9 protein-coding genes are annotated in these 17,104 nt (G+C 30.1%); 6 read left to right on the top strand and 3 right to left on the bottom strand.

The features are described from left to right. The 6 genes from SHK09_RS05735 (at window position 1) to SHK09_RS05710 (ending at window position 11,340) form a co-directional block, all read left to right on the top strand. Entirely contained in the window at window positions 1-1,287 is a 1,287-nt protein-coding gene (locus SHK09_RS05735) for a glycoside hydrolase family 2 TIM barrel-domain containing protein (protein ID WP_319809819.1), read from the top strand. Window positions 1,288-1,391: 104 nt separating this feature from the next. Continuing rightward, window positions 1,392-4,850: a hypothetical protein gene (locus tag SHK09_RS05730; RefSeq protein WP_319809818.1), complete on the top strand. Its 3,459-nt coding sequence runs from the start codon at window positions 1,392-1,394 to the stop codon at window positions 4,848-4,850. A gap of 33 nt (window positions 4,851-4,883) precedes the next feature. After that, window positions 4,884-6,170 carry a glycosyl hydrolase family 17 gene (locus SHK09_RS05725; RefSeq protein WP_319809817.1) on the top strand — a complete coding sequence of 429 codons (1,287 nt, stop codon included), beginning with the start codon at window positions 4,884-4,886 and terminating at the stop codon, window positions 6,168-6,170. A gap of 5 nt (window positions 6,171-6,175) precedes the next feature. Beyond that, entirely contained in the window at window positions 6,176-7,672 is a 1,497-nt protein-coding gene (locus SHK09_RS05720; protein WP_319809816.1) for a glycoside hydrolase family 30 protein, read from the top strand. Between the two features lie 4 nt (window positions 7,673-7,676). After that, window positions 7,677-9,128: an MFS transporter gene (locus SHK09_RS05715; RefSeq protein ID WP_319809815.1), complete on the top strand. Its 1,452-nt coding sequence runs from the start codon at window positions 7,677-7,679 to the stop codon at window positions 9,126-9,128. Window positions 9,129-9,516: 388 nt separating this feature from the next. After that, on the top strand, window positions 9,517-11,340 hold the full coding sequence (locus SHK09_RS05710) for a T9SS type A sorting domain-containing protein (RefSeq protein WP_319809814.1): 1,824 nt from the start codon (window positions 9,517-9,519) through the stop codon (window positions 11,338-11,340). A 79-nt stretch (window positions 11,341-11,419) separates the two neighbouring features. Here SHK09_RS05710 and SHK09_RS05705 read toward each other — a convergent pair whose 3' ends face one another. From SHK09_RS05705 to SHK09_RS05695, 3 genes are all read right to left on the bottom strand, one after another. Beyond that, window positions 11,420-14,182 (bottom strand): alpha-amylase family glycosyl hydrolase, encoded by a 2,763-nt coding sequence (locus SHK09_RS05705; RefSeq protein ID WP_319809813.1) that lies wholly within the window; start codon window positions 14,180-14,182, stop codon window positions 11,420-11,422. Window positions 14,183-14,249: 67 nt separating this feature from the next. Continuing rightward, a complete protein-coding gene (locus tag SHK09_RS05700; protein WP_319809812.1) occupies window positions 14,250-15,926 on the bottom strand; it encodes a SusE domain-containing protein in 1,677 nt (558 codons plus the stop codon). A 28-nt stretch (window positions 15,927-15,954) separates the two neighbouring features. Continuing rightward, window positions 15,955-17,076, bottom strand: a complete 1,122-nt coding sequence (locus SHK09_RS05695) for a SusE domain-containing protein (RefSeq protein WP_319809811.1) — start codon at window positions 17,074-17,076, stop codon at window positions 15,955-15,957. Between the last annotated feature and the right edge of the window lie 28 nt (window positions 17,077-17,104).

Here is a 17,104-nt window from a genome sequence, read left to right as displayed (position 1 = left end):
ATGAAAATCATTCTCTTAAAATTTATACTTCTTCTATTTTTTTTTACTTCTTGTACACAAAAAAATGAAGTAGCCGTTTTAAGTAATGAGCAAGGAATGAAGTTAGTTGTAAACGGAGAAGATTTTATAATTAATGGGATGAATTGGGATTATTTTCCGATAGGAACTAATTTTTCTTACAGTTTGTGGCAACAATCAGACGCATTTATTAAAGAAGCTTTAAATAAAGAAATGACGCTGCTAAAAGGCATGGGAGTTAATACAATACGTGTTTACACAAGTATTCAACCTAAATGGATTACTTATATCTATGAAAAGTATGGTATTTACACCATGCTAAATCATCCTTTTGGTAGATATGGCGTTTCCGTAAACGGAAATTGGATACCTGTAACAGATTACAGAAATGTAGAAACTCAAAAATCTTTATTAATAGAAGTTTCTAAAATGGCAGAAGAGTTTAAAAACACACCAGGTTTGTTATTATTTCTTTTAGGTAACGAAAATAATTATGGTCTTTTTTGGGCAGGTGCAGAGACAGAAGATTTTCCGGAAGGAGAAGGTCAAAATAAAAAAGTAGGAGAATTAAGAGGAAGAGCCATGTATAAATTAATGAATGATGCAGCTCTTAAAATAAAATCGATTACTACTTCAAATCCTGTTGCCATTTGTAACGGAGATTTATTATTTATAGATATTATAGCAGAAGAATGTAAAGACGTAGATATTTATGGTACAAATATGTATCGTGGTAAATCTTTTCGGGATGCTTTTGATGTGGTAAAAAAGAAATTAAACATGCCAATTTTATTTACAGAATTTGGCGCAGATGCTTTTGACGCAATTCATAACAAAGAAGCTCAAGAAATGCAAGCTTTTTATATGATTGAAAATTGGAAAGAGATTTATGAAAATGTTGCTGGTTTAGGAAAAGCAGAAAACTCAATAGGAGGTTTTACTTTTCAATTTAGTGATGGTTGGTGGAAATACGGACAAACAATCAATTTAGATAAACACGATAATAATGCTTCTTGGGCAACGAAAGCTTATGATTTTGATTATAAAGAAGGTAGTGATAATATGAACGAAGAGTGGTTTGGAATTTGCGCAAAAGGTGCTACTAACCAAGACGGATTTTATACGTTAAAACCAAGGGCCGCTTATTATGCTTTAAAAGAAGCGCATAAAATCAATCCGTATTCGAAAGGAGTTACTATAGACTTAATATCGAAACATTTTAGGGGAATTAAATTACAAGAAGTCCTTTTAAAAGCAACATTAGATTAAAGAACTAAATAAATACACAGGATTTTAAAATATTCTGAAGAAATAAAATATTAATTACAACCTCTTTTAAAATAGTTGCAGAGGTTTTTAGAATACCAACTTTAATGACAAACAAGACCATCTTTTTAGGAAAAAATAAAGCAGATTTTCAATCGCAAGCAGTAAAAGGAGAAATGATGAATTTCGAAAACGAAGTTTATTATAAAATTGCCAATAGTAATGAAATGAGACCTTTCTTTATGAGTATTGTTTCAGATTCTAACCATTGGATGTTTATTTCTAGTAATGGAGGTTTAACTGCTGGTAGAAAAAATAGTGAGTATTCATTATTTCCTTATTACACAGATGATAAAATTACAGAATCTGCAGATGTAACAGGTAGTAAATCTATTTTTCAAGTTTTAAAAAACGGAAACATTTATTTATGGGAACCTTTCTCTCAAAGACAAATTGGACTATATAAAACAAGACAAAATTTATATAAAAATAGCTTTGGTAATAAAGTTGTTTTCGAAGAAATTAATGAAGATTTAGGTATTACTTTTAGATATCAATGGAGTTCTTCAGATAAATTCGGATTTGTAAAAAAATCAACATTACTTAATAATTCATCAGAAGAAATACAAGTTACCTTTTTAGACGGTTTACAAAATATTATTCCTTCGGATGTAGAAACAGATCTACAAAATTCTCGAAGTAATTTAGTAGACGCTTACAAAAAAAGTGAATTACAAGCAGAAGCTGGTTTAGGTATTTATGCTTTAAGTGCTATTATTGTAGATAAAGCAGAACCAAGTGAAGCTTTAAAAGCAAACATTGTTTGGTCTTTAGGTATTGAAAACCCTACGTATTTATTATCATCATTACAATTAGATAATTTTAGAAGAGGTAAAGATGTACAACAAGAAGTAGATGTAAAAGCAGAAAAAGGTGCTTATTTTATTAGTGCAGATTTAAATTTAGCAGCAAACGAAACCAAAGAATGGAGTTTTGTAGCGAATGTAAATCAAACAATTGGAGATATTGAACGTATTTCTAAAGCAATTATTTCTGATAAAAATTTAGAAGAAAGTATTAAAGAAGATATTGAATTAGGTACTAAAAACTTAATTGCTTTAACAGGTGCTGCAGATGGTTTACAAGTAACAAACGATCCTTTAGTGAACACAAGACACTTTGCAAATACACTTTTCAACTTAATGAGAGGTGGTACTTTTGATGATGATTATAAAATTGAAAAAGAAGATTTTATAAAATACATTGCAAAGGCAAATAAAAAAGTAATCAAGAAAAAAGAAGAATTGTTAAATGACTTACCAGAGGAATTTACTTTAAATACAATTCTTGAGATAGCAGATAAAGATGAAGATAAAAACTTTAAAAGACTTTGTTTTGAATATTTACCATTAAAATTTAGTAGAAGACATGGAGATCCGAGCAGACCGTGGAACAAGTTTTCTATCAATACAAAAAATGAAATTGATGGTTCTAAAATTTTAGATTATGAAGGGAATTGGCGTGATATTTTTCAGAACTGGGAAACATTAGCACATTCATATCCAGAGTTTATAGAAAGCATGATTCATAAGTTTTTGAACGCAACAACTTTTGATGGTTACAATCCTTATAGAGTAACAAAAGATGGTTTCGATTGGGAAATTATTGAAGAAAATGATCCTTGGTCTTACATTGGTTATTGGGGAGATCATCAAATAATTTACTTATTAAAATTCTTAGAATTTATAGAAAACCATTATCCTAATCAATTAGAAAAACGTTTTTCTGAAGAAATTTTCGTGTATGCAAATGTACCTTATAAAATAAAAGATTATAAAAGTATACTTCAAAATTCTAAAGATACTATAGATTTCGATCATGAATTAGATGCTAAAATTCATCAGAAAAGAGAAGAGTTAGGGGCAGATGGCGCTTTATTAAGAGATAAAAATTTCTTTATTTGTAAAGTAAACCTAATAGAAAAATTATTAGCAACCGTTTTAGCAAAAGTTTCAAACTTTATTCCTGAAGGAGGAATTTGGATGAATACGCAACGTCCGGAATGGAATGACGCGAACAATGCTTTAGTTGGTAATGGCGTTTCTATGGTAACATTAAATTACTTAAATCGATTTATAAATTTCTTTGAAAAAATAGTTGCAAAATCAACAACAGAAGAAGTAGAAATTTCAACAGAATTGGCTACGTTTTTTAATAAAGTTGTAGTAACTTTTAATCAAAATAAAAACATTCTTTCAGGTAGTGTTTCAGATACCCAAAGAAAAACAGTTTTAGATGGTTTAGGTGAAGCTGCAAGTACCTATAGAACTGAAATTTATGATAAGGGTTTTTCTAGTGATAAAACTAAGATTACTAAAATAGAATTATTAGAATTCTTCACAATTACAAAACAATATTTAGAGCATACTATTAAGGCAAACAAGCGTTCAGATAATTTATACCATGCGTATAATTTAATGACGATAAAAAGTGATACAGAAGTTGTTGTCTCTTATTTACCAGAAATGTTAGAAGGGCAAGTAGCTGTTTTAAGTGCTGGTTATTTATCATCAAAAGAAGCGTTGGCAGTTTTAGACGGAATGAAGGCAAGTGCTTTGTTTAGAGAAGATCAATACAGTTATATTTTATATCCAAATAAAAATTTACCACGTTTTGATGAGAAAAATGTGATTACTAAAACGGCTGTAAATAACTCTAAATTATTAACCCAATTGGTTAGTGATGGTAATACACAAATTATTACTCAAGATATTTCAGGAAAGTTTCATTTTAATGCAAACTTTAACAATGCAAATAGTTTAAAAGATGCTTTTGAAGAATTACCAGAAACATATTCAAATTTAGTAGAAAACGAAGCAGGTTTGTTGTTAGGAACTTTTGAAGAAGTCTTTAATCATAAGGCATTTACAGGTCGTTCTGGAACTTTCTTTGGGTATGAAGGTTTAGGTTCTATTTATTGGCATATGGTTTCTAAATTGTTATTAGCAGTACAAGAAAACTGTTTGTTGGCTGTAAAAAATAATGAAGATGAGGTTGTAATTGGTCAATTATTAGATCATTATTATGAAATTCAAGCAGGTATTGGTGTACATAAATCACCCCAATTATATGGTGCATTTCCAACAGATCCATATTCTCATACACCAGGAGGTAAAGGAGCACAACAACCAGGAATGACTGGTCAAGTAAAAGAAGATGTGTTGAGTAGAATTGGTGAGTTAGGTGTTTTTGTAAAAGACGGAAAAATCAATTTTAACCCAAGATTATTAAGAGAAAGTGAGTTTATTAAATCTCCAAAAACTTTTAATTATACAACGATTAGCAAAGAGGCAAAATCAATTAATTTAAAAGAAGGTTCTCTTTGTTTTACGTATTGTCAAGTACCAATTGTATATAAAAATACAGATAAAGAAAGTATAAAAATATTTTTTACTGATAACCGTATTGAAGAAGTACAAAATTTAATTCTAGATAAAAATATTTCGAAAATAATTTTTGAAAGAACAGGAGAAATAGAAAAGATAGAGGTTTCTGTTAAAAAATAAAGTATAATAAATTAGTACAAAAAACACCAAAAGATGAATTCAGTTTTTAAAATATTCTTTGCAATTATTGTATTGTCTTTTGGTGTTGGTTGTACTTCAAAAACACCAAAAACATCTGAAAAAGTAATACTAAAAGAATCGAAAACAGCAGCACAGATTTTAGGAAATTCTAAATACTTAGCAATTTCTTATGGTGGTTATAGAGAAAAATCAAGAGAAGAAAATCAGCCAACAATTGCGCAACTTAAAGAAGATTTAAAATTGATGCACGCCATAGGAATTAGAATTCTAAGAACTTATAATGTGCAACCAAATTTACCACATGCAGCAAATGTTTTAGAAGCAATAAGTCAGCTAAAAAAAGAAGATGCTAATTTCGAAATGTATGTAATGTTGGGTGCTTGGATAGATTGTTTAAATGCTTGGACAGACAAAGAACCAGATCATAATTTAGAAAGTGAGGCAAACGAAGGAGAAATTGCAAGAGCTGTGGCCTTAGCTACTAAATATCCAGAAATTGTTAAAGTAATTGCAGTTGGTAATGAAGCTATGGTAAAATGGGCTGCAAGTTATTTTGTGCAACCAGAAGTTATTTTAAAATGGGTAAACCATCTTCAAGATTTAAAAAAAAATGGAAAATTATCTAAAGATTTATGGATAACAAGTTCAGACGATTTTTCTTGTTGGGGTGGAGGCGATTCAATTTATCACACAAAAGATTTAGAAAAATTAATTAAGGCAGTAGATTATATTTCTACTCATACGTATCCATATCACAATTCTCATCATAATTCAGAATTTTGGAAAGTACCAGAAAATGAACAAAACTTATCTGATATAGAAAAAGTTGATGCAGCAATGTTAAGATCTAAAGAATTTGCAATTAATCAGTATAACAACGTGAAAAAATATATGAAAAGTTTGGGAGTTAACAAGCCTGTTCATATTGGAGAAACAGGTTGGGCAACTATTTCTAATGGTTATTATGGTAAAAATGGTTCTAGGGCAACAGATGAATATAAACAAGGTTTGTACTATAAAAGTGTAAGAGAATGGACAAACGATAATAGCATTTCTTGTTTTTATTTTGAAGCTTTTGATGAACAATGGAAAGATGCTAATAATGCTGATGGATCAGAAAATCATTTTGGTTTGATAAACTTAAAAGGAGAAGCTAAATATGCTCTTTGGAATTTAGTAGATGAAGGTATTTTTAAAGGATTAACCAGAAATGGGAATCCGATAACAAAAACATACAAAGGAAATAAAGAAGCTTTAATAAAAGACGTTTTAACTCCTAATACAGATTATAAAAAATAAACATAATGAAGACAATCTATTTTTCTGCAATACTTTTTTTATCACTTATAATTAGTTGTAATAAAATTGATAATAAGTTACTTGTAGATGTCTATGAAACCTCTGAAAGCGGAAATAAATTAACGAATATTACAGCATTTTCTTCGGATAAAAATGCAGCAACCATAAAATTAAATCCAAGCAAAACATTTCAAACGATTACTGGTTTTGGAGGTGCTTTTACAGAATCGTCTGCTTATTTATTAAACAAGTTAAGTAAGAAAAATAGAGATACTATTTTACAAGCTTATTTTGCAGAAGATGGGGCAAATTATTCACTAACAAGAACACATATGAATTCTTGTGATTTTTCTCTAAGTCAGTATTCATATTCTCCCGTAGAAGAAGATATGCTTTTAGAGCATTTTACAATTAAAGAAGATATGGATGATTTAATACCAATGATAAAAGATGCAATGAAAGTATCTAAAGATGGTTTTAAAATATTTGCTTCTCCTTGGACAGCAGCACCTTGGATGAAAGATAATAAGAAATGGGTTGGTGGTAAATTATTACCAAAATATTATGATACTTGGGCATTATTCTTTTCTAAATATGTAGACGCTTATAAAACAGAAGGAATTGATATTTGGGGTTTTACAGTAGAAAATGAACCTCATGGAAATGGAAATAATTGGGAAAGCATGCATTATTCTCCTGAAGAAATGACGGAGTTTGTAGAACATCATTTAGGTCCAAAATTAGAAGCAGATGGAAAAGGAGATCTTAAAATTTTAGGATATGATCAAAACAGAGCAGGTATAAAAGAATGGGTAGATGTTATGTTTAAAGATGAAGCTTCATCAAAATATTACGATGGAACTGCTATTCATTGGTACGAAAGTACAAACAAGATTTTTCCAGAAGCGTTACAGTATGCACATAATAAAGCACCAAATAAGTACTTAATAGAAACAGAAGGTTGTATAGATTCTCAAGTACCAGAATGGAAAAATGATGCTTGGTATTGGCAAAAAGAAGCAACTGATTGGGGTTGGGATTGGGCACCAGAAAAAGACAAACATTTACACCCCAAATATGCACCTGTAAATAGATATGCAAGAGATATTATAGGTTGCCTTAATAACTGGGTAGATGGTTGGGTAGACTGGAACATGGTTTTAGATAAACAAGGTGGACCAAATTGGTTTAAAAACTGGTGTGTTGCACCTGTTATTGTAGATCCAGCAACAGATGAAGTTTATTTTACGCCACTTTATTATACCATGGCACATTTTAGTAAATATATAAGACCAGAAGCGCAAATTATTGATTTAGAAAATTCTGATAAAGACTTACAAGTAACGGCTGCAAAAAATACAGATGGTTCAATAGCAGTGGTCGTTTTTAATGAAGGAAAAACAAAAAAGAGTTTCAAGTTATCTCTAGGAGAAAAAGAAACACTTATAAACATAGATGCACAAGCATTACAAACAATTATAGTGTCAACTAGTAAAAACTAAAAAGATGTCTAAGATAAGTTCTTCTTCTAAAGTACCAATGGGTAAAAAAATTGCATTTGGTTTGGGTATGTTAGCCAACCAAATGTTTCCCGCTGCTTTAGGTATTTTTATGGTGGTTTTAGTAAAAGACTTAGGTTTTCCTACTTGGATGTGGAGTATTTTATACTTTTTACCTCGTATTTTCGATTCTATAACAGATCCTATAATGGGTTTTATTTCAGATAATACGCGTTCTAAATGGGGTAGAAGACGTCATTATGTTTTTATTGGGGCAATTATAATGGGTATTTCATTCGCTTTTATGTGGCAACTTCACAGAGAAGATAGTTTGAATTATAATTTTGTGTATTATTTAATTTGGTCTTTAGTATTCTATTTAGGTTTAACCATTTTTAGTGTTCCTTATGTAGCAATGGGGTATGAAATGAGTGACGATTTTCATGAACGTACTAGTATAATGGCTGTTTCTCAATGGATTGGGCAATGGGCTTGGGTTTTAGCACCTTGGTTATGGGTTATTATGTATGATCAAAGTTGGTTTGAATCTGGTGATGTTGCTACAAGAACATTGGCAATTTGGGTGGCAATAGTATGTGCTCTATTAGCAATGGTACCTGCAATATTTTTAAAAGACAAATCTACTTTAGATGATGATAGTTTAGTGCCTTTAACTATTAAAAACATTGGAGGTAGTCTAAGAGAAATTCTAAAAGGTTTTAGAGAAGCATTTAAGATTAAACAATTTAAAAAATTGTGTATCGCTACATTCTTTATTTTTAATGCATTTAATACAGTTGCTGCTTTTTCCTTTTTTATAATTGTGTATTATTTATTTAATGGAGATGCTGGTGCAGCTTGGATTTGGCCAACATTATTTGGTAGTGTTGGGGCTTTAATAACTACATTTTTAGTAATTCCTGTGGTTGCTAAAATGTCTAAATCTATGGGTAAAAAGAATGCTTTTTTAATATCTCAAGGAATATCAATTATAGGTTATATTTTGTTGTGGTTTCTTTTTGTACCAGGAAAACCATATCTATTTTTATTCGCGTTACCATTTTTCTCTTTTGGTATTGGTGGGTTATTTACAATAATGATGTCTATGACTGCAGATATTTGTGATTTAGATGAATTAAATTTCGGACAAAGAAGAGAAGGTATTTTTGGCGCAATTTATTGGTGGATGGTAAAGTTTGGTTTTGCTATTGCAGGAGGTTTAAGTGGATTGATAATGCTTTTAGTTAATTTTACACCAGATGCAGCTACCCAACCAGAAGGTGCCGTTACTGGCTTAAGAATTTTCTTCTCATTGTTTCCTATAATTGGTACTGCAATAGCAATGTATGTAATGAAAGATTATGATCTTACTGAAGAAAGAGCAATTGAGATTAGTGCAGAATTAGAGAAGAGAAAAATAGCGAAGAAAACGAAAAAGAAACACTACAAATTTGATTGATTTAGAAATTTATAATCACTAAATTATATTTTCTAAAAGAGATATTTACAGAACTAATAAACCTCGAAATTCTTGTAAATAGATACATTGTTTAATTTATAAAAAAGTTAGTATAGATAATTATACTAACTTTTTTTTGTGTTAAAAACTATACTCTAAGTTACTTGTAATAAGTGTTCTAAAAGATACCCATACATTTCCCATACAAAGTGATTTTCTAATGATTATTGGTAGAAAGAATACTATTTAATTTTCTTTTACAGGTAAGGGATAGACGAATATAAGGTTGTTTTTTTTTCTTTGTATGTTTTTTGTTGCGGTTGTAAAAGTTAAAATAGAATACAATAAGGTTAATATTGTTGTATACTAATTTTAAAACAGAACTATTATGAAAAAAATTACTTTACTAGTTGCCTTATTGATTACATCAATAGGTTTTTCACAACAACAAGAATATCATTTAGATTTTGAAGAAGGAACTCCATCTGGAGAAGCTGCAAATTGGTTTACTTTCGATAATGAACCAGCTGCTGCAGAAATTGTAGACAACCCAGATTTAGATGGTGTAAATGCTACTGCTTCTAAAGTAATGAAAGTTGTGGTTGGACCCGGAAATGCTTTTTACGCAGGTGTTAATAATAAGTGGGAAGACTCAAAATTTGGAACATGGAAATTAGACAAATCAGTTGCAAGTAATTTAACTTTAAGTATAGATGTAAATAAAAATTATGTTGGTACTGTTGGTATTAAAATGGGAAATAATAGTGCAGGAACTGCTTTTCAAATAACAGATCAAAATGTTGGTAATACAGTGGTTGATGAATGGCAAACTTTAACTTGGGATCTTTCTGCTATTGAAGACGGACTTTTATCTGATTTAAGTCAAGTTGTTGTTTTTGTAGATTGGACTCAAGGTGCCGCAGATAGAGCAGAAGGAAGTACAATTTTTATAGACAATATTAAATTTAATGCAGAGAAATTAACAGAAGCACCAGCAACACCTATTGCGGGTACAGCTATTTTGCCATTAGATTTTGAAAGTGCAACAACTTGGACAGATTTTGATGGAGGAGTTGTAACTACAGAAACAAACCCATATAATAATGCAGACAACACTTCTGCTAATGTTGGTAAAATGGTTAAGAATGCTGGCCAACCTTGGGGAGGGAGTTCTTTAATTTTAAGTTCTGCAATGGATTTTGCAAATAATGATACGTTTACAATGAAAGTTTATGCTCCTAAAGTAGGTGCAAAAGTTTTATTAAAAGTAGAGAATTCTGCAGATGCAAATACTAACTTCGAAAAAGAAGTAACTATGACTACGGCAAATGCATGGGAAACAATCACTTTTGATTATTCAACAATTGCTAGTGCAAATACTTATGATAAAGTTGTACTAATTTTCGATTTAGGTACCGTTGGAGACGGAAGTGCCAATTTTACTTTCTATATGGATGATATTACTTTATCTTCTTCTGGTGTTGTAGTGCCAACCGTTGCTTTACCATTAGATTTTGAAACAGCAACAACTTGGAGAGAATTTGGAGGAGGAGTGGTATCAACAGAAACAAATCCTTTTAATAATGCAGATAATAGTTCTGCAAATGTTGGTAAAATGGTTAAGAATGCAGGTGAAACTTATGGAGGTAGTGTTATAACTTTAAGTTCTGCAATGGATTTTGTAAATAATGATACTTTTTCAATGAAAGTGTATGCTCCAAAAGCAAATACAAAAGTTTTATTAAAAGTAGAAAATTCTGCAAATCCAGCAACTAACTTCGAAAAAGAAGTAACTATGAGTACAGTAAATGCATGGGAAACAATCACTTTCGATTATTCTACAATTCCTGCAGGAACCTATGATAGCGTTGTTTTAATTTTTGATTTAGGTACAATGGGAGATGGAAGTGCTAATTATACTTTTTATATGGATGATATTACTTTAACTAATTCTGCAACTGCAAGTGTTTCAGATAATGACTTGTTAAACATTTCTATGTATCCTAATCCTACTTTAGATATATTAAATATTTCTGCTAAAACAACTATTAAAAATGCAGCCATTTATAATATTATAGGTAAAAAAGTGATGAGTTTAGATATTAATAAGAGTAATGAATCTATAGATGTCTCTAATTTAGATGCTGGTGTTTATTTAATTAAGTACAGTGTTAATAACTCTGTAGGAACAGCAAAGTTTATTAAAGAATAATTTAATTTTTACTTAACAAAAAAAGGATGCTATTTAGCATCCTTTTTTTTGTTTCAAATATTTTATACTCTTGCTAAATTTATTTCTTTAATATTCTTAAGGGAGCATTTAAGTTATCTATTTTTATAAAATAAACACCTTTTTCTAAACCATCAATAGAAAAAGTACTTGCTTTATTAAATGAACCTTTAAACTCTTTAATTTGCTTTCCTTGTATATCGAATATAATTAAATGTTTACTGTCTGCATTTAATCTAAATAGGTTTTTTGTAGGATTAGGATACGCAAGAAGTTGCTTTTTAGAAAGTATTTCTTCTGTAGCTAAAGTTGCTTGTTTATTTGCTAAAATCTTAAATTCACCTGGCGCCAAAGTAATTGTACTATTTACATTAGAAACATTTATGGTTGCATTATTTTCTAATAAACTATACCAAGTTCCAGCAGTTTGAAAAGTAGGGTTTATATTTTGGGCTGTTACACCAAAGTTTCCTATTATGGTTATATATTGTATTTCAGATGAATTTGTTTTTGTTAATTGAATTTTCTTTAAACCATTAGAATTATTAGTGTCTAATGTAAAATCTGTAGATTCAAAAATATCATACTTTAATTTTAATTGAATTAATTTTGAATAAGTATTATAAACATCCTTTCTGTTTTGTTCTTCAAAATAGTTCCATAAAATAGGTTTATTACCAACTCTACCATTTTGATCTATAGAAATATCATAGCCTAACTCACCAAATTGCCAAATCATTTTTGGTCCTGGTATTGTAAAGTAAAAAGCACTAGCTAGTTCTATTCTGTCTAAAGCTGTTGGTAAATTTTTAATATTATAAGAACCATTAGAATTACCAAATTGTAGGTTTTTAAACATTAAGCGTTCTTCATCATGACTTTCCATATAACTTACATTTGCTGGTACAGACCAACCTCTGTTTTTATAAGAAACCCAAGATAAATCAGATTTTCCACTAGCGTTAAAACCCAGTGTTGCTTCATTATAATTACCGTTATGATTTCCCCAAACCATAATACCTTTTCCTTCACTTAGTCTATAATTTACCCATTCTGTTTCTTCGGTATTTGTACCTAAATGTTCAAAAATAACATAGAAATTAGGGTCTTTTTCCCATTGATAATCTGCGTATTCTTTTAAAACATCAACTCTATCTTGTTGAAAAGCATTTGTACAACTATCATTTCCTTCAGAACAATTTTGAGTGAATCCTTTAGTTAAATCCCATCTAAAACCATCAATTTTATATTCATCAATCCAATATTGCGTAGTTCTTTTTACATAATCTTTTACAGCTTGTTTGCTGTGGTTAAAATCATTAAAAACACTATAAGAATGTTTTGCTGTTGCATTAAAAAACGGACTATCTGCAGCTGCTTGTCCGCCGAAACCACCATTGTCTGTATTATACATTCTGTAATATGGGTTTTGGCCAGAAGCATGGTTATACACAATGTCTAAAATAATAGCAATTCCTCTTCTATGGCATTCGTCTATTAATTGTTTAAAAGTATTCTTGTTGCCATAATACTTATCTAAAGCCATATGAAAAGAGGTATTATATCCCCAAGATTCATTACCATCAAACTCACTAACAGGCATTAATTCTATGGCATTTATACCTAAATTTTGTAAATAATCTAAACGTGCTTTTACAGCATCAAAACTATGTAGCGTATCAAAATCTCTAATTAATAATTCATAAATTACTAAATCTGTTTTTTTAGGTTTCACAAAATTTGTTGTTTGCCAAACAAAATTTGTTTCACCTGTTTTTAATAAAGTAACCGCATTTGTTGTTTTTCCTGAAGGATAATTTGGTAAATTAGGATATGTTGTATTATTAATAAAACTGTCGTTATTTTCTGATAAAATAGTTGTAGAATAAGGATCTGCAACACGTAGTTCACCATCAACTAAATATTGATACGTATGGTTTTGTAGAGGTGTTAGATTGGTTAATTCAATCCAAAAACGATTTTTAGAACTGTCTTTTTTAAGTAAATAATTATTATCGATTTTCCAATCGTTAAAATCTCCAAGAACATGAATAAAATTTTTCATTGGAGCATAAAAAACCAATGTAGCTTTTGTATTATCTGAAGGATTAAAATTAATACCATCTTTTAAACCCGCGGGAAGTGCCGCTTCTGTAGTAGTAGGTTTTACAATAGCAGAAAATTCATTTGTTATTGTTGTACCGTTATTTGTTGTCTCTAAAATAAAATCTGTATTTTCTAAAACAGTAGGAGAGAAGTTGTAGTTTGTAATATTAGATTTTTGATCTATTGATGTTCCGTTTGCCTTTAAATTGAAACTAGATGATAATCCTGCAGTTGCAGAAATAGTTAGCATATCTCCTGTGTTTAAAATTGTAGTTTCTTTTGAAGGAGAGTTTAAGGTTACTTGAAATTTACCAACTTCTAATAAATTGTCTTGTGTTTTTTTATCACCGTCTCCGTTTTTTGCTTTTACTAACATACCAATTCTACCGATATCTGTTCTGTTGTAAAATGTAGACGGAGTAAGCGTTATTGAAAAAGTGGTACTATTCACTTTTGTCATTTTTTGAGCTTCGCTAGAATTAGTCCAACTTCCGTTATTAGGCGAATCTATTTCATTTTCATCATTTAAGTCATAAGACCAAGACCATAAATAGACATCGGTTACACCCCAAGTAGTTGTGTTTATATTATTTATAGTTATGGTAATTTCATCTGTAGCATCAAAAGAAGCAGGTGAAACAGCGTAATTTACATTCTGCTGTTGTGCATTAATTATTAATGCAAAAAATAAAAGAATTATTAACGTAATTTTTTTCATGATATTAATTTTTTAAAAAAAATAAAGGCTATCCATATTAAGAATAGCCTTTATAAAAAATATAATTTTATTGAACAGTTACAGTTCCTTTGGTATAATCTACAGTTACTTTGTAAGTACCATCTCCAGGAGATTTTATGTTATTTTCGTTATCTCTAACTAACATTCCTGCATAAGTTCCACTTTCTCCCCAATCATTATTCCAAGAACCTTGTACAGGTAATAACTTAAATTCATCTGTAGCTGTTAAAGCTAAAGACATTTCAAATATACCTTCAGATAACTTTGTAAATGCTGGTGCTGTTGTATTGTCCCAACCATTAGGCGAACCTACCAAATACAAATTAGAAGGAACTTCTAATAAAGTAAAAGTTAATGTATTAAAATCTACAGTTACCATGTAAGTTCCTGCTGTTGCAACTTTAATGTTATTTTCATCATCTTGAATAATGCTTCCTAGAGAAGTTTTGCTTTCTCCCCAATCTCCATCCCAAGAACCAGACGTTGGTAATAATTTAAATTCATCATTTTCAGAAAAAACTTGCATTTTAGTAAAAACACCATTACCAGAAGTATTAAATTCTTGTGTTGGGTCTGCATTGTTCCAGCCATTATGAGCACCAACCATAAATAAAGTATTAATGCTAGACAGTTTAAAACTTAAAGTATTAAAATCTACAGTAACTAAATAAGAACCAGCGGTAGTAATTTTAATATTGTTTTCACCTTCTTGTACTATTTTACCAACGTTATTTGGGTCTTCACCATAATCACCGTCCCATGCACCAGATGTAGGTAATAATTTAAATTCATCTCCAGCAGAAAATGTTTGAACCTTAGAGAACACACCATTTCCATCATTAAAAAATTGTTGTGTTGGGTCTGCATTGTTCCAACCATTATGTGCACCAACCATAAATAAGTTGTCTGGTATAGCAGCTTTAAAAGCTGTTAAAGAAAGTGTAACTATTTCAGATGTTCTTTCTAAATCTCCACCAGCTGTTTTGGCTACTGCTTTTAATCTAAAATCAACATCTGTGGCAATTGCAGCTTTTACACCACTAGCAATTACTAAATCATTTAAATTATCATGAGAGATTTCAAAAAGATTAGTTGTTGAAGTTCCTACTAAAGTAGCATTAGCAAAACTGTTTCCTGCTAAATCCATTTCTACATTATAAACGATTTCAATAGTACTGTTTTCTGTAATTTCTAAATCTTCCCAAGTTAATGTTAAAGCTGTTTCATCTAGGTTTGTATCTGATAAAATTGTGCTAAACCCATTTACAGGACTTGTTATAGTAGGAGGATTAACTACAAATTTAGAAACTTGAAACAAAATATTGTTTGATACTACTGTTCCTATATTTAATCTTAAATAAACACTTGTGTCTTCAAAAGACTTCGTGTTTGCATCGCTTAACACTTCATTAAATTGCGCAACAGACATTGTAAAGTTCTTTTGTTCTGTAGCTCCTAATACAACAGGAGTATTAAAATCTGCATCTAAAGACATCTCTACATTATAAGTAGCACCAGAATTAATCTCATCTACCCATGTAATTGTAAACGCAGGATTATCTGGTAAAGCAAAATTTAAAAATACATTACTAATTCCTGGTTCAATTAATTTAAATACAGAATCTGGACTGGTTATTGTTAAGCTTTCTTCAGTTTCACAAGCACCAAGTAAAAGTGTTAGTGATAAGAATAAGAAGCTAAACCTTTTTAAATAAGTTTTCATATTTTATCTATTATAAGTTAAATTGATATTATAAGTTTAATGGTATAAAGATATAACGACCGGTTAAGTCATTAAACCAAACATCATAATCATCTTCTACAATTACAGGAATTTCACCACCACCATCTGTTGCTAAGCCAGAAAAAGAAGTTGAAGAACCCCATTTTGCACTTGCATCAGTTACAAACTCTATATTACCAGGAGTTAATCTTATGCTTTTAGCGTACCAAAGATGACCATCAAAATCTAAAGGAGTCATTGCAACATTAAGTGTACTGGTACCTTGTATTTCTAATGAAGTAGGACTTGTTTTTCCTGCAGCATCATATGATACAAGTGTGTAATCTTTAGAAGCAAAGTTTATTTTAAAAGTATAATAACCTGTACTTGTAACTCCAAATCTACCAGGATCGCTAGATTGTGTACCTGGGTTTCCTGCAACTTTACCACTTTCACTTGGGTCATCACTACCTTCTGGGTTTATTTCTCCCCATTGTGGTTGCCATAAACCTATGTTTTCTAAAATTTTAAACCTACCGTCATCATAACCAGAATTATCATTTTTTATTAAACCTGTGTAATAGAAAGTATTACTATCTGTGTGATCTCTAAATAAAGGAGGATTATTGTTGTTATTATTCCAACCTGGAGCAAGACCATTACCAACTAAAAAATAATCTTCAAATACGTAATTAAAGTAAGGGTATACATTAAGTTTAATTACGTTAGAAGTAGCTGTTTCAGTATTTTGTGTTCCTAAAGAAGCAACAATTCTTATATAAACGTCTGACCAATTAAAAGGATTAACACCTGTACTTCCTGCAGCTGAATTTACTTCACTAATAGATAATGTAACCGAAGTTTGCCCTGTTATAGTAGAAGCTGTTATAGGTGTAATAAAAGTATCTTCTTTAGAAAATTGAATTGCGTAATTAACAGCAGCTTGAATACCGTAATTTGCTTCATCCCAATTTAATGTTAAAGCTGGGTTAGAAGTGTTTACTGCATCTAATTCTAATTGAGTGAAATTTAATTCAGCCAATATAGGTGCTGTTGGTTTTGATATCGTAAATGTATCAGTAGTGTCATCGCAAGATTGGAAGAATAAAAGAATTAGTCCAATGATACTAACTGCTGAAAACCTTTTCATATTTTTTATCATTTGTATTTTGTTTTTT

Origin of the sequence: Polaribacter sp. PL03 (genome assembly GCF_033875165.1) — a bacterium.
GTDB lineage: Bacteria > Bacteroidota > Bacteroidia > Flavobacteriales > Flavobacteriaceae > Polaribacter.
This window is presented reverse-complemented; position numbering and strand designations above follow the sequence as displayed.

What these genes read in the sequence shown, in the direction of transcription:
- SHK09_RS05700 (WP_319809812.1), bottom strand. Translation starts at nt 15,926, where the DNA reads ATGAAAACTTATTTAAAAAGGTTTAGCTTCTTATTCTTATCACTAACA.
- SHK09_RS05725 (WP_319809817.1), top strand. Translation starts at nt 4,884, where the DNA reads ATGAATTCAGTTTTTAAAATATTCTTTGCAATTATTGTATTGTCTTTT.
- SHK09_RS05705 (WP_319809813.1), bottom strand. Translation starts at nt 14,182, where the DNA reads ATGAAAAAAATTACGTTAATAATTCTTTTATTTTTTGCATTAATAATT.
- SHK09_RS05720 (WP_319809816.1), top strand. Translation starts at nt 6,176, where the DNA reads ATGAAGACAATCTATTTTTCTGCAATACTTTTTTTATCACTTATAATT.
- SHK09_RS05735 (WP_319809819.1), top strand. Translation starts at nt 1, where the DNA reads ATGAAAATCATTCTCTTAAAATTTATACTTCTTCTATTTTTTTTTACT.
- SHK09_RS05695 (WP_319809811.1), bottom strand. Translation starts at nt 17,076, where the DNA reads ATGAAAAGGTTTTCAGCAGTTAGTATCATTGGACTAATTCTTTTATTC.
- SHK09_RS05715 (WP_319809815.1), top strand. Translation starts at nt 7,677, where the DNA reads ATGTCTAAGATAAGTTCTTCTTCTAAAGTACCAATGGGTAAAAAAATT.
- SHK09_RS05730 (WP_319809818.1), top strand. Translation starts at nt 1,392, where the DNA reads ATGACAAACAAGACCATCTTTTTAGGAAAAAATAAAGCAGATTTTCAA.
- SHK09_RS05710 (WP_319809814.1), top strand. Translation starts at nt 9,517, where the DNA reads ATGAAAAAAATTACTTTACTAGTTGCCTTATTGATTACATCAATAGGT.